This is a genomic window from Corynebacterium urinipleomorphum (assembly GCF_900155535.1).
GTDB classification, from domain to species: domain Bacteria; phylum Actinomycetota; class Actinomycetes; order Mycobacteriales; family Mycobacteriaceae; genus Corynebacterium; species Corynebacterium urinipleomorphum.
Genome location: NZ_LT706961.1, coordinates 32630 through 57152, shown reverse-complemented (window position 1 = coordinate 57152; position 24523 = coordinate 32630). Strand labels below are relative to the sequence as shown.

Sequence of the window (24523 nt, the reverse complement as noted above, 5' to 3'; positions counted from 1 at the left end):
GCAGAAATAATGGGCGACTGCAATATCGAGCCAGCACGCGCGCACGCGCTACTCTGCGAATACTTCGACGCAGACACCCCGCAGGTGCGCGTCGCCGAGATCCGCGAGATCATCCAGACCTGCCCCGAGAGCTTCGCGTGGCTCAAGTCCGAGACGGAGATCCGCCAGATGGTTCGCCGCTGCAACTGCCAAGATCAGGCGCCCGAGGCCCTGCGCCAGCGCATCGTGCAGTCTATTTCTATCTCCTACACCCGGTACGAGTAGCTTCCTCTTCCGCCTAGCTCTGGGCTCGTACCAGCGGGTGCTGGCATACGAAACTCCCCTTCACCAGACTAATTCGTGCTGGTGAAGGGGAGTTCCTCATGCTCTCAACGCTCATGCGTTGGGGCGCTTGCCGCGGTTAGCGCTCTTCTTGCGGCGGTCCTTGCGCTTACGACCACGCTTGCTCATAACGACCTCCTTGGGCCAAACATATCGGACTGATCTAACTGTCAGTCCACTTTATCGGGGCCCGCTCCGGTAGCGGTAATTGGTCCACCTTTATACCGGGCAGGGCCGAGCCAGCTCCGGACTGTTCCGGCGCGTTAGGCAGAAATACGCTGACGGTTGCGCTGCTTGTTGCGGCGCTTGAGTGCGCGGCGCTCCTCCTCGGACAGGCCGCCCCAGACACCAGCGTCCTGGCCGGTCTCCAGAGCCCACTTCAGGCACTGGGAGGTCACCGGGCAACGGTGGCAGACCAGCTTGGCCTGTGCGATCTGGGAGAGTGCAGGGCCGGAGTTGCCCACCGGGAAGAACAGTTCGGGGTCTTCGTCGCGGCAAATTGCTTCGTGGCGCCAATCCATGGTGATCATGCTCCTTCTAGGTCTTCGAGTTCGTTGTGCGTTAGATGTCGTGAAATGTCATGAAGCGTGCACACCACTAACAAGCCCGTCCATAAGGCACAGGAACGAGCGCGCGTTGAAGCGCGGGGAACCTGGCTTAGATCAGGGTTTGAGCAAGCAGATGATTTCCGGTGTTGAACGGGCGGTGTTCCCGGTGGCTTCGGGACCCGTCTTCCGTTTACCGGAAGTTAACTCCGTGGTGGCTTGGAGTTAGTGGCTAGGTAACTAGCTCTTTGTTTTTGCTACCCGAGAATAATGACACGTTTACATACATCCCGCTAGGGGTAAACGCCAAATTGTGACGCGAATCATATTCCTGTGTCCGTTTTTTCAGCAGATCGCAATGGCGGACTGTCATTATGTGCATGTTTTTTGCAGAGCAAAAATACTCTGAACTGGGCTGATCGTTCACAATGGTGAGATGCGGCCACATGCACTACGTCAAATCGCCTATTCCTGTTTCGTGCTGGGAGCGGTGCGCTCCATCGGCTTGCCTTGTTCCGGTTCTAATATGAGGGCGTGAATATGACAGGCCCCGAACCGACGAAGCCCGCTGACGCATCTGGCACCGCTCGTGTTGCCGGCGCGAGCGGGGAAGCTCCCGCACCGATGAAGGCGGCCGCTGTGTTGGCGGTGCTCGAAGGCGTCGTGGCCATCGGATACGGCGTGTACTTGGCTGTCAAGCAGGTGAGTACTGGCGCTGACGAGACCCTCGTGCAATCCGACACCTCCGCATTCGCTTTTGTGGGCATCGGCACGGCCTTGTTCATCCTGCTTACGTTCGGCCCGATGGCGTACGGCGGTATCAATATTCTGCGCGGCAACCAGTGGGGCCGCAGCATCATCGTGTTCATGAACGCACTCATGGTCGGCGTCGCCTTCTATATGTTCAGCGGCGGAGCAGCTCTGCTCGGGGCAGCGACCCTTCTCAGCGCGGCAATCACCCTCGTCTGTGCGCTGCATCCGGCCTCCACCGCCTGGGCTACTGCTGCCTTCGATGCGCGGCGGGGTAAGTAGTCGGGGCGTTTCGCTACTGCACGAGGTCGAGCACCGCGATCTCGGTGCCGCGCTTTTCCACCACGGTCGCCCCGGCGGAACTGATAGAGATCGGGCCAGTGTATCCATGGCGGTCAACGGGGATGACACGGTCGATGGACTTGGTGTCCCAATTAGCCACGGCAATGCCCTCCGGAGTGGGATAAAGCAGGCGGTCGCCGGCGCCGAAACCGGTCCCAAGCGCATCCGGGAAGATCGTGGTGACGGCGAGGTTGCCCGGGTCGAGGAGCATGAGATTGTCCCCGTCGAAATAGCTCATGTGGTGGGGCAGATCTGCGACTTGGGGGGCGGCCACACCGGTAGGGGAGTCGGAGAGCAGGTCGGACTGGGGCACCTTGGCATTCGCTAGTTCCTGTCCTTCTTTGTTGAAGGAACTGACCGTGGAGGTGCTGGGATCGTAGACTGCGGCTGCTTCCTCGCCGATCGCCACAAGGTACGAGCCATCGGAGATCTGGACCGATTTGATGATCTCGGGTTTGCGAGAGTCCTCGGGAGTGGCTTCCTGCATGCGTAGCCACGAGCCGTCTTCGCACTTCTCGGTGACAGCGTAGAACTCTTTTCGCGTCAGCGCGGACGTGCGGCTGCACTCGGCGTTCGGTTGGAAGTCCGGCTCTTGCGGTGCTTCCACCTCGCCGTACTCGACGGTGCGCACGAGATCGGAGCGCCAGATCTCCGTCCGGGTCGGGGCGACGTAGCCCACGCGGTCGTTGGAGGAGATGATTTCGACGTCATCCGGTGCGATCGCGGAACGGGTGTGCGAGTACTGGCCCGTTGTCGCCTTGATGGAAACCACGTCACCGCAGCCGATGTTGGTGCGGTACACAGCCACGACATCGTCCCAGGCACCAGCCATGCCGCACAGCTCGGGCTTGCGGGTGTAGGTCCATTTTTCCTCGCCGCTCGAGGTGGAAGCTTTAATCGTTCCGATTTCCTTGTCATAGGTGATGATCAATCCCGCGACGGTGAGGGGGCGGGGGGACGGTGAGTCGTCCTGAAGCTGGACTCCCTCGGTGAGGGCCTGCGGTGCGATGGCGAGAACGCCGGCGTTGGGGATTTCTTCCGCTGCCGGAGTGAGCTTGTCCTGGCGGATCGGTGCCGTGATGAATGCCACTAGCAGAGCGATCGCAGCTATGGCGGCGATGACGCCTGTGGCAATGAGATCGCCGCGGGTGCGGCGCAGCGGTGTTTTCATCGCCGCCTCCTCTTCGAATTGGAACGGTCACGGTTGCGCGGGCGGTTGCGGCCCTGCCCCCGGGTGTTGGGGTGGTTTGAATCTGTGTCGCGCTTCTTCCGCACGCCGTGCACGGATCGGGCAGGGCCGACAGCCGAGCCAGCGTTTTCGGGAATGTCCAAAGCGTCGCGCAACTCAGGTGACGTGGAGAACCAGGTAGGGGGCTCCGGCATGTCCAAGGAGAGTTCGTCGCTGATCAGTTTCCACTTCGCGCCCTCGTCGAACCCGACCAGCGTGACAGCGGTGCCGGTGCGGCCTGCACGACCGGTGCGGCCGATGCGGTGCACGTACGTCATCGGGTCATCCGGGGTCTGGTAGTTGATCACGTGGGTGACATCGTCGACGTCGATGCCGCGGGCGGCGACATCGGTGGCCACGAGAATTTCCACGTCGCCGCGGCGGAACGCGTCGAGGGAGCGCTCCCGGGCCTCCTGGCCCAGGTCGCCATGGACGGAGCCGACGGCGAAACCGCGGCCGGCGAGGTCCTCGGACACTTCGGCTGCAGTGCGTTTCGTGCGGGTGAAGATGATGGTCTTGCCGCGGCCCTCGGCCTGCAGGATACGGGCGGTCACCTCGGGCTTGTCCATCTTGTGGGAGCAGAACACGACCTGCTTGGTGGTGTCGTGCACCTGGGATGACTCCGTGGCCTCTGCGCGAATGTGCAGCGGCTTGTTCATCATTGACCTCGCCAGGGTGAGGATCTGGCCCGGCATGGTGGCAGAGAACAGCATTGTCTGCAGCGGCTGATTCAGTGCGCCCCAGAGCTTCTGGATATCGGGCAGGAACCCCAAGTCCAACATCTCGTCGGCCTCATCGAGGACGAGAATGGCCACCTGGCTCAGATCCAGATCCCCGCGCTGGTGCAGGTCCAACAGGCGGCCGGGGGTGCCCACGACGACATCGACACCGTCGCTTAAGGCGGAGAGTTGCTCGTCGTAGGGGCGGCCGCCATAGATCGTCGATAAGCGGATCGGCGTGTTTTTCGCCGCGAGCGCGAGGTCCTCGCCCACCTGGACAGCGAGCTCGCGCGTGGGAGTGATCACAAGCGCGCGCGGGGTGCCGTCAAGCTCGGCTATGGCTGCGTCGTCAAAAACGCGGTCAAGCAAAGCGACCCCGAACGCCAAGGTCTTACCCATTCCCGTGCGGGCCTGGCCAATCAAATCACGGCCCGTCAATGCGATAGGGAGAGTGAGTTCCTGGATGGAGAAGACCCGTTCGATCCCGTTGTCCGCGAGCGCCCCGACGATCTCCGCGGCGACGCCGAGCTCGGCGAACGTCGGCGGCTGCGTGGGCTGCTGTACAGAACGATCGGGCACGTGAACATCTTAACCGGCCACCGTTACAATATGACCATCGCCGGCTACGGCATGAACAACAGAGCCTGAAAAGCGAAGGACGAATACGCATGGAAATCAAGATCGGTCTGGCGGACTCCCACCGCGAACTGTCCATCACCTCCAGCAAGGGGCAGGACGAGCTCCTTGGGGAGATCACGCAGGCGATCGAGTCCGGCGCTTCCACCGTCACTCTCGACGACGAGCGCGGCATGAAGTACGTCGTGCGCGCAGAGCGCATCCTGTATGTGGAATTGGGTAACTCCGCTCCGCGTGCTGTCGGGTTCGCGCGCTAGAGCCGGGTTACATTTGGGTTTATGACGTATCACCCCGACGGCCGTTTGGACGGCGAACACGGACCCGCCGGCCACCGGGCGGCGGGTTCTCCCGACCAATCGGCGCTGGCCCGCTTCGTGGACACTTACGGGTGGCGCGCCTACGCCATTCCAGTTCTCGTCGTTGTGACGGCATTGCTGATCTGGAGCATCGTGAACACCCCGGCAGGGGAGACAGTTGGGACGACCTCGCGTGCACCCCAGGGGACGGCGGGCCGAGGCGGCGAATCCCGCATGACTGTGCCTGACATGCCGGAAGGCGAAGTGGCCATCACGGAACTGCCTCCGGGCGGGCCGTTCACCGAGCAGGGCAAGGGAACATTCCGCCCGGTCGGTGAGCTGGGCATGACCGCTGGCGAAGGTAAAGAAAAGGTCGTCCGCTTTTCCACTGAGGTGGAAGACGGAGTGGACACCTCCAGCTTTGGCGGCGACGACTCCTTCGCCGCGCTCGTGGACGCCACCTTGTCCGATCCGCGCGGCTGGACAAATGACCCGAAGTTCCGCTTCGAGCACGTTTCAGCTTCCGACAACCCGGACTTGCGCATCCAGCTGACGTCCGTGGGCACTAGCCGTGAGGCCTGCGGCAACGACCTGGGACTCGAGACGTCCTGCAGGTTGTACACGGAAAAAGATGGGGACCGTGTTCTCATCAACGAATCCCGCTGGGTCCGTGGCGCTGCCCCCTACAACGGTGACTTGGGCATGTACCGCCAGTACCTGATCAACCACGAGGTGGGGCACTCCCTCGGGTACGCCGAGCACGAGCCCTGCAACGGCGACGGCAAACTCGCGCCGATCATGATGCAGCAGACGCTGAGCCTGAACAACAAGGAACTGTTCCAGCTGGCTCCGCAGGAGGTCTACCCGGACAACGAGGACACCTGCACCGCGAACCCGTGGCCCTACCCGCGTCCGGCAACAGTCTAGGAGGTGCGCTGGTGGCTATTCCGGGGCATGTGTTGACCTCGTTCCAGGCCGACGAATCCCAGGCTCAGCCGCTGGGGCCGGAGTGGGGGAACGGGGTGCGCTACGGCAGAATCGTCATCGCGCAAGCGCCCTCGCACGCCGCGTGGTCATCCAAGGTGCGTGAGAAAGTCACTGTCCCTGGCGTCCGCGTCGCGCGGCCAGTGCGCGCCACCGACGGTCGCTTCACCGTTGCCGGGTACCACGCCACCGACTTTGTTGAGGGCGAGCCCGGGCACCGCGTGGACGAAGCGATCGCGGCGGCACTGCGTTTCGATGACGCCATGGCCTATTTCCCCGCTCCCTCCCTCGACCGCGACGACGCGTGGGCTGAGGCGGATCGGGCTGCCTGGAAGGGACGCACGGGCCAGGACAAGAAGCTGCAGATTGTGCACGCGGATTTCCTCGCGTGCTGCCTTTTTGCTGGCTCGCTCCCTCCCGCGCTCACAGATTTCGTTCCCGTCGCAGCAGCGCGCCCTCACGGTTACAGCGCAGCGCTGACGCTTATCGACGGCCTCTTGGCCGATGCCGTCGACGATGCCGTGCTGAGCCGGTGGTCCCATGTTTCGGATTTGTACTTCCTCTGCGAGCGCGCTTTGGACTACAGGGAGCACCTGAACTCCGAATTTGGAGGATCTTCGAACATTAGTGCGAAAATTGACCGTGTCCGCGGTCTGCTTGTGTCCGGGGCGGATGCCACACTGTAGGGCATGACCCACACGCATGAACCCGGGCTAATCCTCCCGCCTCACCCGCAGGCCTTTTTGGTAGGCCGTGAACGGACAGTGGAGGAACGGACGTGGCCCGTCGAGTTGCCGTCCACCGGCACGTTCAAGGTGACCGGTGGAGCCGGGTCGGGTGTGACCAGCTTCCTCATCGACACCGCAGTGGAGAGGATTCGCGCCGGGGCCGACCCCGCTGGTGTGGTCTTCCTCACCGCTTCAAAAGAATCGGGTGCGCGCGTGCGGGAGGAGCTGTCGGACAGGCTCGCAGCTTCTGGCTATGTTGCGGACGAGCCGATTGTCCGTTCCATTCACTCGCTTGCCTTCGCACTCATGCGTCTGGGAGGCCCGGCAGCGGAGAATGTGTCCGGTGAAGAACCGATCCGCTTGATCTCGGGCGCCGAGCAAGATTTTGCCATCCGCGAGCTGCTGCAGGGCCACGCCGCCGACGGCGGCGGGACGTGGCCGGCGGAGCTGCGTCCAGCCTTGCCCATGGTAGGCTTCGCACGCCAGCTCCGCGACTTTCTGTTGCGCGCCGTCGAGCGCACCCTGACTCCGGCTGATCTGCGGGAGATGGGGCAACGCCACGGCATCCCGGTGTGGTCCGCCGCGGGTGACTTCCTCGCGGAATACCAAGACGTCATGGCCCTGTACGGGGCGCGGAGCTATTCCGCCTCCGAGCTCGTTGCTCAGGCCGTGCGTGCCCCGCTGCCGCGAACGTGGCACACCGTCATCGTCGACGAGGCCCAGCACCTCGATCCCGCCTCGGGGCAGTTAGTGAGGAAACTTGCTTCCGAGGCGGAACTCACTGTCATTGGCGGCGATGAGGAGCAGTCTGTGTTCCGCTTCCGTGGTGCGTCCCCGCTGTTCTTCAGAAACCTCGCCCGAGGTGATGATGGGGTGGAGACCATTGATCTTGGAGCAACACGCCGCCGTCCTCTAGCTGAAGCAGTGGTCGCTCCGAGCGCCGCAGTGAACAATGCCGTCGTCGTGGACCGCCTGCGCCGCTGGCACCTCGAGGACAGGGTGGCGTGGCGCGACATGGCTGTCATCGTGCGTTCGGTAGGGATGATTGAGCCAGTGCGGCGCGCATTGCTACAGGCCGGTGTACCGGTGGCAGTCAACCCGACTGACGTGGTGCTGGCGGAGCAGCGCATTGTCGCTGCGATGCTGCTGGGTCTGACAGCGCTGACGGAGCCGTTGAGCATGGCGCAGTGGCGGGAATTGCTGCTCGGACCGGTCGGCGGCACCGACCCCGTGACGTTGCGGCGTCTGCTGCGCGGCTTGCGCCGGTGGCGGCAGGACACCCGGGCCGAAGTCACGCTCTCGGAGCTCCTTGCGCTGGAAGGTGAACTGCCCGACTTTGGCTCCACCCTCACGCAGCGTGAGCTGGATATTCTCACCCGCATCCGGAACGTGCTCGAAGCAGGACGCACGGCGATGTCTGACGGCGGCAGCGTCGAGGAAGTGCTCTGGGCAATCTGGTCCACGACGAAGCTGGCGGACAGCCTCATGGCCATTGCGCTGCGCGGCGGCGCGGCCGGGTCGCAGGCGGACCGGGATTTGGATGCGATGATGGCGCTGTTCGATGCTGCTGGTGACTTCACGGAGCGCCGTCCCAGCGCCACTGTGGAATCCTTCATTGCCCACATTCAGGAGCAGGAGTTGCCCACCGGTGTGCGCGACCGGCGCACCGCTACACCCGATGCCGTGCCGCTGCTCACCGCGCACGGTGCCGCAGGGCGCGAATTCGCCCGTGTCATCGTCTCCGGCGTGCAGGAATTGTCCTGGCCGACGCTCAGCGAAACCGGCACGCTCATGCGCCAAGAGGATTTGGTGGACCTTGTCGACGAAGGGATCGATCCCGCCACGCCGGTATCCCACATCGCCGACCGCTTGAAGGAGGAGCGCCACCTGTTCCACCTCGCGGTCAGTCGTGCGACTGACCGTGTCGTGGTCACGGCGGTGCACTCGGAGGAGGGCGACGAGGTGGTCGAACCCTCCAGGTTTCTCAAAGAATTCGCGGCTGAATTCGGGATCGTTCCCCAGGAGATCACTGCCATACCGGTGACTGCTCAGGAGCGCGTCGATCTGGACGGCGTTCAAGCACCGGCGCTGTTCGATTCGATTGAGCAGGGCGATGAGCTGCGCGCGGACCTCAACGCTGTCCGCGTTCTGGCCGTCGAGGACATTGTCGCCGAACTGCGCCGGGCGTTGACCGACGAGCATTCCAGCGAACAGACCCGGTTGCAGGCGGCGCGCCAGCTCGCGCGGCTCGCGGAAGCCGGGATCGCCGCGGCGGAGCCGGGGCAGTGGTGGGGGACCACGGAGACGTCGACAAGCGAGCCCCTGCCCACGCCCACCCGGCTGTCGCCCTCGCGCATTGAGGGGCTGCTGGAATGCCCGATGCGCGGGGTGCTGGAACGCGAGATCGCGCCCGCGGCGAATGACGCGATGACCCGCGGAACGCTCATCCACTACTTCTTCGAAGCTCTGGGAAACGGGGTCGACCCCGAGCTCGCCCGCGCGGACACTGTGGCCGCGTACCGCACGCTGTTCAACGTTCCGCCGTGGAAAGAAGCGAATGACCTGGCGGAGTTCACGGCCGTGCTGGACCGCTGCGAGGCATGGATCGACTCCACGCGCGGGACGTTCTCCCAGCTCGGGGTAGAGGTTCCCGTGCACGTGGAGGTCATGCCCGGCCTGGCCATCGGCGGACGCATTGACCGCCTGGAGCGCGAGGGCGACGCAGACGGGGATGGCCCTGTGCAGATCGTGGACCTGAAGACGGGAAAGACAGCGCCGTCCCAGAAAGATGTGGAGGCGCACCCGCAGCTGCTCAGCTACCAGCTCGCGTTGAGCCGAGGCGTGTGGCGCGAGGGCAGCGTGGTCACCGCGGCCGAAGGCGAGACTCCCCTGGACGTCGGCGGCGGAATGCTGCTCTTTCCTGCGAAGGACGCGAAAAAGCCGACTGTGCGTGCACAAGCACCCAAGGATGAAGAGCAGCTGATGGAATTCGTCGAGCGGATCAGCCCGCTCATCGACGAAATGACTGGTCCCACCCTGCGCGCGGTGACCGGCGATCATTGCACGTTTTGCCAGGTCAGATCCATTTGTCCTGCGCAACCGGAAGGAGAGGTGACTACCCGTGGCTAGCACTCCCGTCCCGCCCACGACGCTGTGGCGTTACATGGGCGAGAAATTCATGCCCACCGACCAGCAAGCTGCAGTCATCGGTGCTGAGCCAGGACCGTTGCTCGTCGTCGCCGGCGCCGGTGCGGGCAAGACAGAGACCATGGCATCGCGTGTGGTGTGGCTGGTGGCCAACGGCTACGTCCGCCCTGAAGAGGTGCTGGGCCTGACCTTCACCAGGAAAGCCGCGCAGGAACTGGGCAAGCGAATCCGCATGCGGCTGGAAAAGCTCGCCGCTGACGAGCAGCTGGTGCGCCGGCTCGACCCGACTGGGGCGCTGGCGGAAAACCTGACCGCGATCGCACCGACGGTGTCCACCTACGACTCCTACGCGGGCAATTTGATCCGCGAATATGGCTTGCTCGTGCCCGTTGAGCCGGACGCCCGTTTGATCACTGACGCGGAACTGCACGCCATCACGTGGGATGTGGTCAGCAACCACGGTGGCGCGCTCCTTGACGGGGTGGGGGAGAACCCTGCGATGGAGACCGTCGTGGACACGCTCTTAGGGCTGGTCACCAACGTGGGCAACGAGCTCTTCCCGTATCCCCGGATTGGGGAGGAGTCTCAAGCGTTCGTGGCCAATGTCGCCGGCCTTCCGCGGGGTAAACGCCAAGGTGAGGCGTATAACCAGACCGTGCAGAAATGGGTGAACCGCCAGCAGTTGCGCCGTGCCTACGCCGATCTGGCGCTTGAGCTCGGCCGCGAGCTGCGGGAGCGGGGAGTAGTCACCTTCAATGAGCAGATGTCCGTCGCCGCACAGATGGCGGCGGACCATCCGGCTGTCGGCGCATCCCAGCGCGACCGTTTCCGCGTGGTCATGCTGGACGAGTACCAGGACACCTCGCACGCCCAACGCGTCCTGTTGCGCAGCTTGTTCGGGGAGAACCGCGACGATGCCAGCCGGCACACCCAGCCGCTCACCGTCACCGCTGTGGGCGACCCGATGCAGGCGATCTACGGCTGGCGCGGTGCGACCGCTGCGAACTTGGCTGCGTTCGTCGAGGACTTCCCGCTGCCGGACGGAACACCAGCCCCCAAAGCGCAGCTGACCACGTCCTGGCGAAACCCGCCTGAAGTGCTCGCGGCCGCTAACTCGGTCTCGGCCGCAGTACTGGGCACCCCTGAGGGCGTCCAACGCGCGGTGGAACCTCTGACATCCAAACCGGACGCCCAGCCAGGCACCGTGGAGCTCGGGTTCTATGCCACGGAGGACGAGGAGATCGCGGTCGTAGCCGACGCTTTGGCGGCGGATTACCGTGAACGGCGCGAGGCCGGCAAGCCAGTGTCGTCGGCGGTGCTCGTGCGCAAGAACAAGCATTCCGCGGCCGTAGCGGAAGCCCTCGAATCGCGCGGCGTGCCCTACGAGATCGTCGGCATCGCCGGACTGCTCACCGTCCCTGAAGTAGCGGATGCTGTCGCCGTTGCACGGATGCTCGTGCACCCGCAGGATTCCGCGGCGGCCCTGCGAATCCTCGCGGGCCCTGCGTGCGGGCTCGGGTTGAAGGACATCTCTGCACTGGCCAGCCGAGCGGTGAACCTGGCCGGAGAGCGGCGCTCGTCCGCCGTCGAAGATTTACCCGCAGACGCGGACCCGCGCGAGCGCCTTCAGGTTCAGCTGGCCGAGTTGATCGAGAATGCGGAGAACGCCGTCGGCGAGAACGAGCGAAGTGTGGGGCTCGGTGACGCGGTCGCCGACTTGGGCGAGCCGGAGCGCTACTCGCCGGAGGGCCTTATTCGCCTCCAGTCCCTGGCGGCGAAGTTGCGTGCTTTGCGCACCCGCAGTCTAGGTAAGCGTCTGCCTGACCTGTTCGACGACATTGTCTCCACCTTTGGCATCCGCACCGAGGTGCTCGCCCGGCCGTCTCAGACAGGCACCGTCCACTTGGACAAATTCGCAGAAACAGTCGCGTCCTACCCGGGCGCGGATATCGAAGGCTTCCTGGCGTACCTCGACCTAGCCGCCGAGCACGAAGACGGTCTCGAGCCGGGCTCCGTGACTATCAGCGACGACCGCGTGCAGATCCTCACGGCGCACAAAGCGAAGGGACTCGAGTGGGACACCGTCGCCGTCATCCACGCCGATACGCAGACCTACAGCGTCACCACCGAGACGTTCCTGACTTACGTCAAGTACGTGCCCGATGACGCATACGACGTCTTCGATGCCGCCGAGGACCGCAGCGAATTCGAGAAACTTTCCAAGGAGTACATCGCTGGGAAGAAGGGGGAGCTCGAGGAGGAAGCGGCGCGCTTGTTCTATGTGGCTGTGACCCGTGCTGCCGAACGCCTGCTGGTCACGGGTTCAGCGATCGTTCCAGAGCGTGAGAAGCACGCCGAGCCGTACGCCCACTTCGTGGCTCTGCGCGACGTGCTCATGCAGCCGGATGCTGTTCCTGCCGCCACTGTCTTGCATTGGTGGGAGGGCGGTGATGCCGGAGAAGACGCTCCGACCGCGACGCGCGAGGGGACCTGGCCGCATTTCTCTGCCGACGCGGCGAGCCTCGCGGCTGCGGAGCAGGTCCGCGCTGCGCGCGAACAGTTGCCGGAGCTTGCAGCGGGCGAACTCTATTCACTGTGGGAGCGCGACACGGAGGCCCTCATCGAGGAACACGTGGCTGCCCAACGCCCCGCAGTCCCCGTTGTCATGCCGGCCACGCTGACAGCTTCAGACATTGTCGCCCTGCGAGCCGACCCCGAGCAGTTCGCCCGCCGCGCCCGCCGCCCGGTTCCGTTCAAACCCAACGCATACGCCAAGCGAGGCACCGCGTTCCACGAATGGATCGAAGGCTTCTTCGGGGCGCGGCCATTGCTTGACGACGACGAACTGCCCGGCAACCTCGAGCCCGACGTCGATGCCGCCACCCTGGCTCGCCTGAAGGAGAACTTCTCTGCCAGTCAGTGGGCTGCGCGAACCCCGGCGCATATCGAGCACCCCTTCGAGATCGACTTAGGCGCATCGACGGTGCGCGGCCGCATTGACGCCGTCTTCGAGGACGAGGACGGCTGGACGATCGTGGACTGGAAGACCGGCAACAAACCCCAGGCCACGGAGATGCGGGCCGCGAAACTCCAGCTGGCGGTGTACCGCGAGGCCTGGCGCCGTATCGCGGGGGACGGGAAGCCCATCCGTGCCGTGTTCTTCTACGTCCGAACGGGCGAAGACTTCGCCCCGAGTGACCTGCCCGAACGCGGGGAGCTGGAGGACCTGCTGCGAAGCGCGGCCCCGGCCGGTCTAGAGTCGTGATATGGCGCTTTCCTTCGGTCCGCGGATCTCGTTCCGCAGCAGACTGCGCAGTGAAGAACTCACTGCGCTTCCTGACCATGCGCTGATCAATGTCATTCGTCTGCCCCAGGAGGCACGCGCCACCCCGTGGGCGCTGATCACCAGGCGTTTCCTGTACGCGATCTTCCTCATGATTCTCGTCGCCCTCATCGTGTGGGCGGACCGGAACGCGTATTCGGAACCGCTGACCTTCATTGATGCCGTCTACTATTCGGCGGTCTCGCTGTCCACCACGGGTTACGGCGACATCACCCCGGTGACGCAGACGGCCCGGCTGGTCAACATCTTCATTGTCACTCCTCTCCGGGTAGCGTTCCTGATGCTGCTCGTCGGCACGACGCTGTCGGTTCTGACGGAGGATTCCCGCAAGACGCTGCAACTTCAACGGTGGAGGAAAAACGTGCGCAACCACACCATCATCATCGGTTACGGCACCAAGGGCAGATCGGCTGTCGAGGCATTGCTTGCCGAGGGCATGTCGCCCTCCAACATCGTCGTCATCGACGCCAACAACGAGTCCCTTGTCCACGCTGAGAACCGTGGTCTCGTGTGCGTTCACGGCAATGCCACCAAGTCGGACGTGTTGAAGATCGCCGGTGTGAGCCGTGCCCGTTCCGTGGTGGTCGCCCCGTCCTCCGACGACACCGCCGTGCTGGTCACCCTGTCGGTGCGCGAGATCAACCCGGGCGTGAACATCGTGGCCTCCGTCCGCGAAGCGGAGAACCAGCACTTGCTTGAGCAGTCCGGTGCCGACTCGGTGGTGATCTCCTCGGAGACCGCCGGCCGCCTTCTCGGCATTGCCACCTCCACCCCGACGGTGGTGGAGATGATGGAGGACCTGCTCAGCCCCAATGCCGGCTTCACCGTCTCCGAGCGCCCGATTCTGGACGACGAAGTGGGTGCAAACCCGCGACACCTCGCCGACATTGTGCTCGGCGTTGTCCGCTCCGGTGAGCTCTACCGCCTCGACTCCCCTGAGGCAGAGACGGTCGAGCCCGGCGATAAGCTCCTGTACATCCGCTATGCCGAGGAGACCCCGGACGATTTGTCCGAGGCCGCCCGCGACCAAGAGGATGATTAGGCGTGATCGATCTCGACCAGCTTGATCCGGACCAACGGGTCGCCGCCACCGCTCCGCGCGGCCCGGTCTGCATTCTCGCCGGCGCCGGTACCGGCAAGACCCGCACCATCACCTACCGCATCGCGCATTTGATTGACCAGGGCTTCGTCGTACCTCAGAAAGTCTTGGCCGTGACCTTCACGTCGCGTGCCGCTGGCGAGATGCGTGACCGCCTTCGCACCATGGGGATCGGGGGAGTGCAGGCCCGCACGTTCCACGCGGCCGCTTTGCGTCAGCTGCGCTACTTTTGGCCGCAGGTGGCGGGCGATCTGCCGTGGACGCTCATTGACAACAAGTTCCCGCTGGTCGCCCGTGCCACCCGCACTGTCGGCCTCGAGCCGGACAAGGAGCTTGTGCGCGACCTCCTCGGGGAGATCGAGTGGGCCAAAGCGTCTCTGGTCACCCCGGAAGGCTACGCCCAAGCCATCGAGGGAACGCACCGCGAGCCGCCGACAGCCGCCGAGAAGGTCGCCGCCGTGTACAAGCGCTACGAGGAGTCCAAGACAAGCCCGGACGGGATGGCCCTGGACTTCGACGACCTGCTCCTCCACGTCGCCGGCGCACTGGAGAATGCCCCGGCGGTGGCCGAGGAATTCCGCAACCAGTACCAGACCTTCGTGGTGGACGAGTACCAGGACGTCACGCCGCTCCAACAGCGTGTGCTCGAGGGCTGGCTGGGCCAGCGCGACGATCTCACCGTGGTGGGAGACGCCAATCAGACCATTTACTCGTTCACCGGTGCGACCCCGGACTACCTGCTCAATTTCTCCCGCACGTACCCGCACGGCACCGTGGTCAAGCTCCAGCGCGACTACCGCTCCACTCCGGAGGTCACGGACCTGGCCAACACGGTGATTTCCAAGGCGACAGGACGGGAAGCGGGCACGCGCCTGGAGCTCGAGGGCATGCGCGCGCCAGGCCCGGAGCCGACCTTCGCGTCTTATCCGGATGAGCCGTCGGAGGCGCGCGACATCGCTGCCCAGATCAAGAAACTCATCGCCGCCGGTACCCCCGCGAGAGAGATCGCGGTGCTCTACCGCATCAACGCCCAGTCGGCCGTGTTCGAGCAGGCGCTTTCTGACGCCGGGATTGTCTACCAAGTCCGCGGCGGCGAGGGCTTTTTCACCCGCCCCGAGATCCGCGAAGCGATCAATGTCTTGGTCACCGCCACTCGTCGCAGCGATCTCCCCGACGACCCGGTGGCGGTGGCTAAAGCCGCCTTCGCCCCGCTCGGCCTGTCCGCCACGGAACCAGAGGGGGCCAGGCAGCGTGAGCGGTGGCAAACACTGAATGCGCTGGTGGAGCTCATCAACGATATTGTCCGCACCGGTGAAGCCACTTCGCTGCCGGGAGTTCTCGCCTCTTTGCGCCAGCGCGCCGAGGCAAAGCAGCCTCCGGCAGTGGACGGTGTGACCCTAGCCAGCCTCCACGCCGCGAAGGGCCTGGAGTGGGACGCGGTCTTCCTCGCCGGACTGGTGGAGAAGACACTGCCGATCTCGCACGCGATCAAGGCAGGAGACGCGCAAATCGAGGAGGAGCGTCGCCTGTTCTACGTGGGCATCACACGCGCCCGTGAGCACCTGCACCTCTCGTGGGCACTTGCCCGCCAGGAAGGGGGCCGCGCTTCCCGCGAGCGTTCCCGTTTCCTCGACGGGATTGCTCCGCAGCTCGATGTCGAGTCCTCACCCGACCGCCTCAAGCGCGCCAAGCGGTGCCGTGTCTGCGGGAACCAGCTGGCCACCCCGGCGGAAAAGAGCCTGGGCCGCCACGAGGATTGTGAGCCGACCTACAACGAGGCCGCTTTCCTGGCTCTGAAGCAGTGGCGCCTTGAGGTCGCCCGCGAGGCTGGCCACCCTCCCTTCATGGTTTTCACCGACGCGACGCTTCTCTCCGTCGTCGAGGCGATGCCTGCTACGCCGGGGGAGATGCTCGACATCTCTGGCATCGGCCCAGCGAAGCTGGAGCAATACGGTGACGATGTTCTCGCCGTCCTCGAGGATTACCGTTGATCAATCCTGTGTGGCGCACACCGGGCACAGGGGGTGCGTTTCCACATCGAGCGAGGTGATCAGACGCGGGCCCAGTGGATCGATGACCGCAGCCCAGCCGGGCTCAGCTGCAGACGAAATCACCCCGGGCGGATCCGGGGCTCCAGCCAGCCGCCTGACCACTAACGCTACCGACGCGGCGCCGGCGGCGGCGACGACCACATCCATGGTGCGCGGACGCTTCGACGCATCTTCCACAGCCTGGGCAAAGTGAGTGTCCCTGTCATGCAAGCGCATGAGTGCGCATGTGGGGCACGGACCCGAACCATTCCGTGCCACCGGACCGACGATCACCCGGGAATCCAACGACAGAACCGGCACCACCCAGTTCGGATGATCTTTCAATGAACGCCCGAGTTTCCAGTATTCATGCGCGCGGTCCACCACCACGAGCGGTGAGTGTGCTTGCCGGTCGAGAAAGGCGGTGGTGTCCTCGTTGATCAGCGGGATTCTCACTGTCACTCCCGAACCGCCAAGCAGCCTCCTGATCTCGCGGGCGAGTGGAGTGGTGCCGAGCACAGCCACCACTACCGGGTCGGGGGAGATGAGGATGCGGTAGGCACATAAGTCGTCGATAAGAGTGCGTGCCTCCGTTGAATCGACACCGCAACCGCTGACTAGCTGTTCCTGTAGTTCGCCGACCTCTAACGGCCAGTCGGCGTCGCTGAGTACCCTGCTCAGCGCCTTCGCGGCACGCGTCTCTATGACCCCGCTTCGTGTCGGGTCCACCCCGAATTGCACTGCATTGTCTCCGCGAACCAGAACGTGCACGCTGTGTGCGAGCGTGACTAGTGTTGAATCGTTCAGCAGCATTCTGCCCACCCCCAAACGCCACTATCCCAGCCGCACGGAGCCGCCGCAGCCATGAACCGTCCACTTCAGTCGACATCCAGCGAGCCGTGGCCGCCGGAGGGGGTGGACGTGTTCCGCTCCGCGCGGCGCACTCGGACTGTGCAGGCGAGGCATGCGGGGGAGAGGATCGAGGTCCGTATTCCCGCGCGGTTCTCCGAAAGAGAGGAGCGCGAGGCTGTCGCGGAAATTCTGGCGAAGTTGAAGCGGCGGTCCACGTCGAATGCCGTGTCCGACGACGACCTCCTTGCCCGCGCGGAGAAACTCAACGCGCAGGTGTTGGACGGCAAAGCTAGGATCGGCTCCGTGCGCTGGGCGAGCAACCACAACACTCAGTGGGGCTCGTGCACGGTCTCCACCGGCGATATCCGCATCAGCGACCGGTTGCGCGACGTGCCTGACTGGGTGGTCGACGCCGTGGTCGTGCACGAGCTGGTACACACCTTCATTCCGGGCCACGGCCCCCGATTTTGGGAATGGGCCGATAAGGTGCCCCGCGCCGAGCGCGCGAAAGGCTTCCTCGAGGCGTACCAGCGCTTCGGACCCAGTTAGTCCTCTTCGTCTCCGTCCTGGTCCTTCGGGCGGTCATCCTCGCTCGGGCCCGGCTCGTTCGCGAGCATCTCCTCCAATTTGGCGATCTCTTCGTCGAACTGCGCGTCCGGTGCGTCGTCGAGCAGCGTGTCGATGAAAGCGGCCGGGTTGTCTAGGTGCTCCGCGGTAGGCAGGAAGTCCGGGTGGTCCCACACCTTGTCGCGGCGGTCCACGCCGACCGCGTTGGTCGCGCGGCGCCACAGATCCGCTGCCTCGTTCGTCTTCGGCGCCCCGAGCTCGATGCCGACGATGTTGTTGAACGCGTGCTCCGCGGAGCCGCCGGTGGCCCGGCGGCGCGCCCACGACTCGGTGAGCGCCGATGTCGACGGGATGCGGTCACCGAGCGCGTCCTCCACGACGACCTCGACCCAGCCCTCCACGAGCGCGAGAAGGGTCTCCAGCCGCGATGCGGCTGCGGCGTTGCGGGAGGTCACGCGCGGGGACATGTCCATATCCTGCATGCCCTGCATCGCTTCCTGGATCTTCGCCGGATCCCCGGACTCCAGATCGAGGTTGCGGATCTGCTCCTCGATGTGGGAGGTGTCCAGCTCCAGCCCCACGGAGTATTCCTCCACGGAGGAGACAATGCGCTCCACCAGCCACGGCACATGGGTGAACAGGCGCTGACGCGCGGCCTCGCGGGCGGAGATGTACACGAGCACTTCCTGGCCCGGAACCGAGAGCTGGTCGGAGATCGGCTCAATATTCTTGGGCACGATGCCGATGACGCCGCTCGGTGCCACCGGCAGCCCGAAGTCGTTGCCAGTCAGTGCCTGGTTGGCCAAGTCGCCCAGCGCCTGGCCCAGGCGGGCACCGAAATTCATGGAGTTGAAGTGGCCGAGCATCTGCGTGATGGGCCCGAAGATCTCCCGGGCCTGTTCCGGCATCGCGTCGAGCTGCGCGCGGTCCATGTGTTCCGCCACTGGGCTGACTAAACGCTTCCACGTGGGCAGGGTGTTGGTCAGCCAGTCGTCGGCGCTCCATGCCTCGGGGCGCGCACCGGAATCCGGCAGCGCCGAGGCGTCGTCAAGCCACAGGTTGGCTAGGCGGGTCGACTCGGTCACCGCAGTGCGGTCGTTCGCCGTCGCGCCTTTCGGATCCTTGATGGAGCGGCGGGCAGTGCGCAGGGCCACGTCGTAATTCACCGGATCCTGCTTCGGCTTGTCGCCCTGCTGGCCCTGTTGACCAGGGGCACCCATGCCGGAGAGCATCTCGCCGAACTGGCCGAGGATATCGCCTAGGTTGCCGCTGAAGTTCGCGCCGCCGCCGTTGCCGAAAGCGAAGCCGAACTGGCCGAACGGGTTCGACTGGTCGTCGCGGCCCCCGCGATCATCACTATCACGGTCGTCGCGGTCGCGATCCCGGTCGTCGCCGTCGTCGTTGGGGAATGAGAACCCGAATCCGTTAACCATGCTGGCTAGCCTACCGGCGGGTATCCGGGCTGGTCCACGATTTGCCGGCTGAGGGAGCAACGCTGTCAGCGAACATGCGCCATGTAGGCTGTACATCCGTGGAAAAGCCCGCAGCAGACAATCCCGAGCCGCAGAGCACGCGCCGCAGCGCGGTGATCTGGGGCGGAATCCCGCTTGCGCTCATGGCGCTCATGCTCGTGCTGGGTGGGATCCCGGGTACGCCCATCAAGCTGACTGTGCCGTTTGCGGCGGAAAGCGCCGGCCCGACCTTCAACACGCTCGCGGACATCGACGGCACTCCCGTCATCCAGATTGACGGAGGCGACATCGACGAGACATCCGGCTCCTTGGACATGACCACAGTCTCCGTGCGCACCAACATGACCATGGGGCAAGCGCTCGGCCGCTGGCTGTTTTCGCACGACACGCTCGTGCCCATCGGCCAGATTCTTCCGCAGAACATGACGGACGAGGAGTTGAAACAGCACAACGAGGCCACCTTCGTCGCATCGGAAGCTGCGGCCACCGTTGCTGCGATGAAGCACCTGGGGGAGCCGACCAAGGTCATCGTTCACGATGTCATGGACGGCACAGCGGCCTCGGGCGCGCTTAACGCCGGCGACGTGATCACCGCGGTCGACGGGGAGGACGTCAGCGAACCTCAGCAGGTTCAAGACAAAGTGCGCACGAAGAAGCCTGGCGACAAAGTGACCGTCACGTACCTGCGCGGGGAAGACGGGGAGAAAGACGCGGAACTCACCCTCGGCGCCAACCCGGAGGACAAAGAACTACCGCTGCTGGGCATCACCATGACCTCCGAACCCGCCGGCGACATCAACGTCACCTACAACCTCAACGATGTCGGTGGGCCCAGTGCCGGAATGATCTTCTCGCTCGCCGTGATCGACAAACTCTCACCCGGCGAGCTCAACGGCGGCCGCAACGTCGCGGGTACCGGCACCATCAACGAGGACGGCACCGTCGGCCCCATCGGAGGCATCACCCACAAGATCGAGGGCGCGCGCGACGGCGGCGCGGAGCTCTTCCTTGCGCCCGAAAAGAATTGCGCCGAAGCACGCAAGGTGGACAGCGGCGACATGGTTGTCGCGAAAGTGGGCACGCTTGACGACGCCATTTCTGCCATGCACGCCTTCTCCTCCGGCCAACCCGTGGAGACGTGCGAGGCTAGCTAGTCTCGCTGGCCGTCGTGGTAGCGGTCGCCGTGCTCGATTCCCCGGTGCTCTTCTCGGCGAGCCCCAGCTCGTAGATCCGGTCGCGGGGATCCTCCACCTCAGACGACATCATCTGCTGGAGGACTTTGCCTTCAGCGACATCGACGACCGTGATCACAGCAGTGCGGCCGATCATGCTCCAACCGACCAGCTTGTCGTCGGTCTCTTCAACGACCGTGGAGCTCTTCAGCCCCTCGAGCACATTCGCGGTGTCCTTAGCCATGGACTCGGACTCGAAGAACTGGAACTGGCCGATGTCCTTGCCGTTGCAGTCGTAGGAGCTGCGGAGGCTGGTCTCGGTGCAGGTATCCAAGGCGTCGAAAAGCGATGCGGGCGCGAGCGACGCGAACGTCTCCCGGACTTCCTCGAGCTTGTCCTCGCCCCCGCCGAGCCAGCGGCTGCTGCTCGTCGTCTCCTCCGTGGACGATGAGGCCGGCTCAGTGGTCGTGGATTGTTGCGTCGACTCTGTTGTCTCAACGGCTTCCGAGGGCTGTGGGGCCGGCTCCTCGTCTTTCGACGAGCAGGCGGGCAGTCCTAGAGCGAGCACGAGCGCGGCGGGCACGCACGCGCGGCGGGTGAAAGTAGCGGAAAGCACGGAAAACGACTCCTTTGATCAGACGCGTCTTAGTCTAGGTCCTCGTTCATGTCCTCGTTGTCCAGGCTGTAACGCAGCGCCCCGAGAACCGCCGGGGCCACCCCCGGGCCGCCGCGGAGCTGGATGTCGTCCTGAGCGAACGGGCCCGCTTCCTCGAGCTCCTCTTCGGTGGGGCGCAACTGCAGCAACGTCTGCTCGACGCCCTCCTCGCGCAGCACGCCCGAGAACAACCGCGCCGGGCGTGCCGCCTCCGCCGCTGCCTCTGCGGTGTCCTTGAACATGATTTCTTGGGCGAGCACTAGCCCCGCGATCTCCTCGGGCCACACCAAACGGGTGAGGTAATCGCCCAGCTCGTCCGAGCCCGGCTGAATGTGCTCCGGGATGTCGTCTTGCACGATGAGCGTCAACGGTGAATCCGCTTCCTCGTCGAGCGACGCCAACTGATCCGCCACCAATTCGGTGGGCACCAGCGCGAACAGGGTGGGGGAGGCATCCCAGCCTTCGGCGTGCACGAACTCGACAGCTTCCATCATGGCCTTGTTCAGAGCCTGCTGGGGGCGTTGTAACTGCGGCAAGGGGGAACCCTTCTGGTCTTTTAGGCGTTAAGCAATTTAGTGTTGAGCTTAATAGTTCACTGCCACAGCTAATTCCATAGACCGTTTAAGGAGCTTCGATTTTGGCCACGCGCCTGAACCGCCCCCGCCCGAAGCCGGGGAAATCCTCAAATAGATTCGCGATTTTCATGGGCATCATCGCTTTGGTGCTCTTCCTCGTTCCGATGTTGGTGGGGCTCTACACCGATTTCCGCTGGTTCGGGGAGCTGGACTACCGCGGGGTGTTCACCACAACCATCCTGGCCCGGATCGTGCTGTTCCTCGCCTTCGCGGCTCTCGGTGCGGCGATCACGTGGGCCGCGGCGTTCTTCGCCTGGCGCGGCCGCGAGCGCGACACAGACTTCACCGTGTTCAGCGACCCGAACTCGCCGATGACACTCAACCGCGCCGCGATCCAGTCCGGTATCCGCCCGCTGGTGCTGTGGGTGCCGCTGGCCGTCGGTCTTGTCAGCGGTGTGCTGGGGCAGGGTGCGTGGCGCACGTTCCTGTTGTGGGTGAACGGTGAATCCTTCGGCAGAACTGATGCGCAATTCGGCCGCGACTTGGGCTTCTACGCGTTCGCGCTACCGGCTCTGAGCACCATTGTCAGTGTCCTGTCCATGCTGCTGGTCATCGCGTTCCTTGTCGGCCTGGTCGGTCACTACCTGCTCGGCGGCATCCGGATCGCCAGCCAGGTGGCAGGCACCAAGGGCCACATCTCGCGCGCTGCGCTGGTGCAGCTCGCAGTCACGGCCGGCCTGTGGATGCTGGTGAAGGCGCTCGATTACTGGCTGCAGCGTTACAGCCTGCTGTTCGGCCACAACGATATCTTCACCGGCGCGTCCTACACCGACATCAACGCACAGCTTCCGGCGCGCATCATCCTCATGGTCATCGCGATCCTGGTTGCTGCTGCCTTCTTCGCCTCCGTGGTGTACAGGGACCTGCGCGTGCCCGTCATGGCGACAGTGCTGATGGTTCTGTCTTCCCTGGTCATCGGACAGGCCTGGCCGGCGCTGCTACAGCAGTTCTCGGTCAACCCGAACCGCCAGGCCCGCGAGTCCGAATACATCGCGCGCAATATCGAAGCCACCCGCGAGGCCTACGGGCTTACCGACGACAAGGTCACCTACGAGAACAACTGGGGCGCGGAAACCACTAACGACGGGGACGTGGCCAACGACTCCGCCACGATCTCCAACATCCGTCTGCTCGACCCGGAGATTCTCGGCCCGACGTTCACCCAGAACCAGCAGCTGAAGAATTTCTACGGCTTCCCCGACAGCCTGGCCATGGACCGCTACACCGTCGACGGGGAGCTGCGCGACTACGTGGTCGCCGCCCGTGAGCTGAACCCGAACGCCCTGCAGGAAAACCAGAAAGACTGGTTGAACCGCCATACGGTGTACACCCACGGCAACGGCTTCGTCGCGGCGCAGGCAAGCATTGTCGACGAGGCGGCGCAGGACGCCGGCTCCACCCGCGGCGGCCTCCCGGTCTTCACTGTGTCCGATTTGCAGGCGAATGAGAACGCCGCGGAGAAGAAGGACGCGGAGGACCTGGGTATTCGCGTGGACCAGCCCCGCGTCTACTACGGCCCAGTCATTGCGTCCGCCGAGGACGGCCTCGACTACGCCGTCGTCGGCGACGTGGGCCAGGGCCCGCTGGAGTACGACACCGACGGCACGCAGTTCACTTACGACGGCGAAGGCGGGGTGGGAATCGGAAATTGGATCGACCGCATCGCCTACGCGATCAAATACCAGGAGCTGAACCTCATCCTGTCCGACCGCGTCGGCAGCGATTCCCGCATCCTGTACGACCGTGACCCGCGTCAGCGCGTGGAAAAGGTCGCGCCGTGGCTCACCACCGACCAGCAGACCTACCCGGCGGTTGTCGACGGCCGCATCAAGTGGGTCGTCGACGGTTACACCACCCTGTCGGCGCTGCCGTACTCCACCCGCACCTCCCTGCAGTCCACCACGGTGGACGCACTCAACCCGGAGGGCACTGACCAGCGACTGGTGAACAACGAGGTCGGCTACATCCGCAACTCCGTCAAGGCCACCGTGGATGCTTACGACGGCAGTGTGGACCTCTACGCCTTCGACGAGGAGGACCCGGTGCTCAAGGCGTGGATGGGCGCGTTCCCGGGCACGGTCCACCCGTCGTCCGAGATCACCGACGATCTGCGTGAGCACCTGCGTTACCCGGAGGACCTGTTCAAGGTCCAGCGTGAGCTTCTGGCCCGCTACCACGTGTCCGACCCGGGTGTGTTCTTCAACAACGACGCATTCTGGTCCGTCCCGAACGACCCAACCGCACCGGAGGGCCGCAACGAGCTGAACCAGCCGCCGTACTACGTGGTCGCCGCCGACCCGAAGACGAAAGAACCGTCCTTCCAGTTGATCACTCCGTACCGCGGCCTCGACCGCGAGTTCCTTGCCGCCCACATGGCGGTGTCCTCGGATCCAGACAACTTCGGCCACATCACCGTCCGCGTTCTGCCCACGAACACGCAGACCCGCGGCCCGAAGCAGGCCCAGGACGCCCTGATGTCCTCCGACCAGGTCGCCCGCGACCGCACCCTGTGGCAGGGCTCAAACGACCTGAAGAACGGTAACCTGCTCACCCTGCCAGTCGCAGACGGCGAGATCCTCTACGTCGAGCCGATCTACTCGCAGCGCAAGGACCAGGCCTCCGCCTTCCCGAAGCTGCTGCGCGTCCTGGTCTTCTACAAGGACCGCGTTGGCTACGCCCCGACCGTCTCCCAGGCACTGAACCAGGTGGGTATTGACGCCAAGGAAGCCCAGGACATCACCATCGCCGGTGAAGGCGAAGCCAAGCCCGAAGGGGGGAACACCGACAGGGAGCAGACCGCCGACAAGGCCGGTGACAGTGCTCCCGCCGGCGACAAAGATGCCGCCCTGAACAGCATCCAGGAAGCACTTCGTGGCCTGGAAGGCGCCCGCGACGGCTCCTTCGAGGAGTACGGCCGTGCCCTGGACAAGCTCGACCGCGCCGTGGAGAACTACCAGAACATTCAGTAGTCCCCACGGTGAACACCGGGTGAACAATCCCCT

The 24523-nt window shown here is 64.5% G+C and carries 20 protein-coding genes; 12 read left to right on the top strand and 8 right to left on the bottom strand.

What is annotated here, in order from left to right:
* Positions 1-9 precede the first annotated feature (9 nt).
* Entirely contained in the window at positions 10-264 is a 255-nt protein-coding gene (locus tag CZ338_RS00335; RefSeq protein WP_087116045.1) for a hypothetical protein, read from the top strand.
* A gap of 111 nt (positions 265-375) precedes the next feature.
* Here the strand turns inward: CZ338_RS00335 and CZ338_RS11335 are convergent, their stop codons facing one another.
* Complete coding sequence (locus CZ338_RS11335; protein WP_100227335.1) at positions 376-450, bottom strand: 50S ribosomal protein bL37; 75 nt, start codon at positions 448-450, stop codon at positions 376-378.
* Positions 451-584: 134 nt separating this feature from the next.
* On the bottom strand, positions 585-842 hold the full coding sequence (locus tag CZ338_RS00330; protein WP_087116157.1) for a WhiB family transcriptional regulator: 258 nt from the start codon (positions 840-842) through the stop codon (positions 585-587).
* A 558-nt stretch (positions 843-1400) separates the two neighbouring features.
* Between CZ338_RS00330 and CZ338_RS00325 the strand changes: the two genes are divergently transcribed.
* Positions 1401-1898 (top strand): hypothetical protein, encoded by a 498-nt coding sequence (locus CZ338_RS00325; protein ID WP_143341217.1) that lies wholly within the window; start codon positions 1401-1403, stop codon positions 1896-1898.
* A 13-nt stretch (positions 1899-1911) separates the two neighbouring features.
* Here CZ338_RS00325 and CZ338_RS00320 read toward each other — a convergent pair whose 3' ends face one another.
* Positions 1912-3129, bottom strand: coding sequence for an Rv3212 family protein (locus CZ338_RS00320; protein WP_087116041.1), 1218 nt, complete (start codon positions 3127-3129; stop codon positions 1912-1914).
* A complete protein-coding gene (locus tag CZ338_RS00315) occupies positions 3126-4484 on the bottom strand; it encodes a DEAD/DEAH box helicase (RefSeq protein ID WP_087116039.1) in 1359 nt (452 codons plus the stop codon). The genes CZ338_RS00320 and CZ338_RS00315 overlap by 4 nt, the downstream gene beginning before the upstream one ends.
* Before the next feature lie 89 nt (positions 4485-4573).
* On the opposite strand from CZ338_RS00315, the gene CZ338_RS00310 reads away from it, so the two are divergent.
* From CZ338_RS00310 to CZ338_RS00280, 7 genes are all read left to right on the top strand, one after another.
* Positions 4574-4798 (top strand): DUF3107 domain-containing protein, encoded by a 225-nt coding sequence (locus CZ338_RS00310; RefSeq protein WP_087116037.1) that lies wholly within the window; start codon positions 4574-4576, stop codon positions 4796-4798.
* Between the two features lie 105 nt (positions 4799-4903).
* On the top strand, positions 4904-5764 hold the full coding sequence (locus CZ338_RS00305) for a DUF3152 domain-containing protein (protein ID WP_407919348.1): 861 nt from the start codon (positions 4904-4906) through the stop codon (positions 5762-5764).
* A gap of 11 nt (positions 5765-5775) precedes the next feature.
* The gene (locus tag CZ338_RS00300; protein WP_087116033.1) at positions 5776-6507 is read left to right on the top strand and encodes a hypothetical protein; all 732 of its coding nucleotides are present in this window, start codon (positions 5776-5778) and stop codon (positions 6505-6507) included.
* Between the two features lie 3 nt (positions 6508-6510).
* A complete protein-coding gene (locus tag CZ338_RS00295) occupies positions 6511-9678 on the top strand; it encodes an ATP-dependent DNA helicase (RefSeq protein WP_087116031.1) in 3168 nt (1055 codons plus the stop codon).
* 34 nt (positions 9679-9712) lie between these two features.
* Positions 9713-12961 carry an ATP-dependent helicase gene (locus CZ338_RS00290; RefSeq protein WP_087116155.1) on the top strand — a complete coding sequence of 1083 codons (3249 nt, stop codon included), beginning with the start codon at positions 9713-9715 and terminating at the stop codon, positions 12959-12961.
* Position 12962: 1 nt separating this feature from the next.
* On the top strand, positions 12963-14081 hold the full coding sequence (locus tag CZ338_RS00285; protein ID WP_087116029.1) for a potassium channel family protein: 1119 nt from the start codon (positions 12963-12965) through the stop codon (positions 14079-14081).
* Positions 14082-14083: 2 nt separating this feature from the next.
* The gene (locus tag CZ338_RS00280; RefSeq protein WP_087116027.1) at positions 14084-16129 is read left to right on the top strand and encodes an ATP-dependent DNA helicase UvrD2; all 2046 of its coding nucleotides are present in this window, start codon (positions 14084-14086) and stop codon (positions 16127-16129) included.
* Here CZ338_RS00280 and CZ338_RS00275 read toward each other — a convergent pair whose 3' ends face one another.
* Positions 16130-16981, bottom strand: coding sequence for a hypothetical protein (locus CZ338_RS00275; protein WP_143341216.1), 852 nt, complete (start codon positions 16979-16981; stop codon positions 16130-16132). It abuts the gene before it with no gap.
* Between the two features lie 51 nt (positions 16982-17032).
* On the opposite strand from CZ338_RS00275, the gene CZ338_RS00270 reads away from it, so the two are divergent.
* Positions 17033-17569: a M48 metallopeptidase family protein gene (locus CZ338_RS00270; protein WP_087116024.1), complete on the top strand. Its 537-nt coding sequence runs from the start codon at positions 17033-17035 to the stop codon at positions 17567-17569.
* Here CZ338_RS00270 and CZ338_RS00265 read toward each other — a convergent pair.
* Complete coding sequence (locus CZ338_RS00265; protein WP_087116022.1) at positions 17566-19020, bottom strand: zinc-dependent metalloprotease; 1455 nt, start codon at positions 19018-19020, stop codon at positions 17566-17568. The genes CZ338_RS00270 and CZ338_RS00265 overlap by 4 nt on opposite strands.
* Before the next feature lie 182 nt (positions 19021-19202).
* Here CZ338_RS00265 and CZ338_RS00260 point away from each other — a divergent pair, with 182 nt between their 5' ends.
* Positions 19203-20213 carry a YlbL family protein gene (locus CZ338_RS00260; protein WP_235839373.1) on the top strand — a complete coding sequence of 337 codons (1011 nt, stop codon included), beginning with the start codon at positions 19203-19205 and terminating at the stop codon, positions 20211-20213.
* Here the strand turns inward: CZ338_RS00260 and CZ338_RS00255 are convergent.
* Positions 20206-20847, bottom strand: coding sequence for a hypothetical protein (locus CZ338_RS00255; protein WP_087116018.1), 642 nt, complete (start codon positions 20845-20847; stop codon positions 20206-20208). The two genes, CZ338_RS00260 and CZ338_RS00255, sit on opposite strands and share 8 nt — an antisense overlap.
* Before the next feature lie 29 nt (positions 20848-20876).
* Entirely contained in the window at positions 20877-21422 is a 546-nt protein-coding gene (locus CZ338_RS00250; RefSeq protein WP_235839369.1) for a PPA1309 family protein, read from the bottom strand.
* A gap of 101 nt (positions 21423-21523) precedes the next feature.
* On the opposite strand from CZ338_RS00250, the gene CZ338_RS00245 reads away from it, so the two are divergent.
* Positions 21524-24490 (top strand): UPF0182 family protein, encoded by a 2967-nt coding sequence (locus CZ338_RS00245; protein WP_087116017.1) that lies wholly within the window; start codon positions 21524-21526, stop codon positions 24488-24490.
* The last annotated feature ends 33 nt before the right edge of the window (positions 24491-24523 follow it).

What these genes read in the sequence shown, in the direction of transcription:
- CZ338_RS00265 (WP_087116022.1), bottom strand. Translation starts at nt 19,020, where the DNA reads ATGGTTAACGGATTCGGGTTCTCATTCCCCAACGACGACGGCGACGAC.
- CZ338_RS00260 (WP_235839373.1), top strand. Translation starts at nt 19,203, where the DNA reads ATGGCGCTCATGCTCGTGCTGGGTGGGATCCCGGGTACGCCCATCAAG.
- CZ338_RS00290 (WP_087116155.1), top strand. Translation starts at nt 9,713, where the DNA reads ATGGGCGAGAAATTCATGCCCACCGACCAGCAAGCTGCAGTCATCGGT.
- CZ338_RS00330 (WP_087116157.1), bottom strand. Translation starts at nt 842, where the DNA reads ATGGATTGGCGCCACGAAGCAATTTGCCGCGACGAAGACCCCGAACTG.
- CZ338_RS00335 (WP_087116045.1), top strand. Translation starts at nt 10, where the DNA reads ATGGGCGACTGCAATATCGAGCCAGCACGCGCGCACGCGCTACTCTGC.
- CZ338_RS00295 (WP_087116031.1), top strand. Translation starts at nt 6,511, where the DNA reads ATGACCCACACGCATGAACCCGGGCTAATCCTCCCGCCTCACCCGCAG.
- CZ338_RS00310 (WP_087116037.1), top strand. Translation starts at nt 4,574, where the DNA reads ATGGAAATCAAGATCGGTCTGGCGGACTCCCACCGCGAACTGTCCATC.
- CZ338_RS00275 (WP_143341216.1), bottom strand. Translation starts at nt 16,981, where the DNA reads ATGCTGCTGAACGATTCAACACTAGTCACGCTCGCACACAGCGTGCAC.
- CZ338_RS00270 (WP_087116024.1), top strand. Translation starts at nt 17,033, where the DNA reads ATGAACCGTCCACTTCAGTCGACATCCAGCGAGCCGTGGCCGCCGGAG.
- CZ338_RS00320 (WP_087116041.1), bottom strand. Translation starts at nt 3,129, where the DNA reads ATGAAAACACCGCTGCGCCGCACCCGCGGCGATCTCATTGCCACAGGC.
- CZ338_RS00285 (WP_087116029.1), top strand. Translation starts at nt 12,963, where the DNA reads ATGGCGCTTTCCTTCGGTCCGCGGATCTCGTTCCGCAGCAGACTGCGC.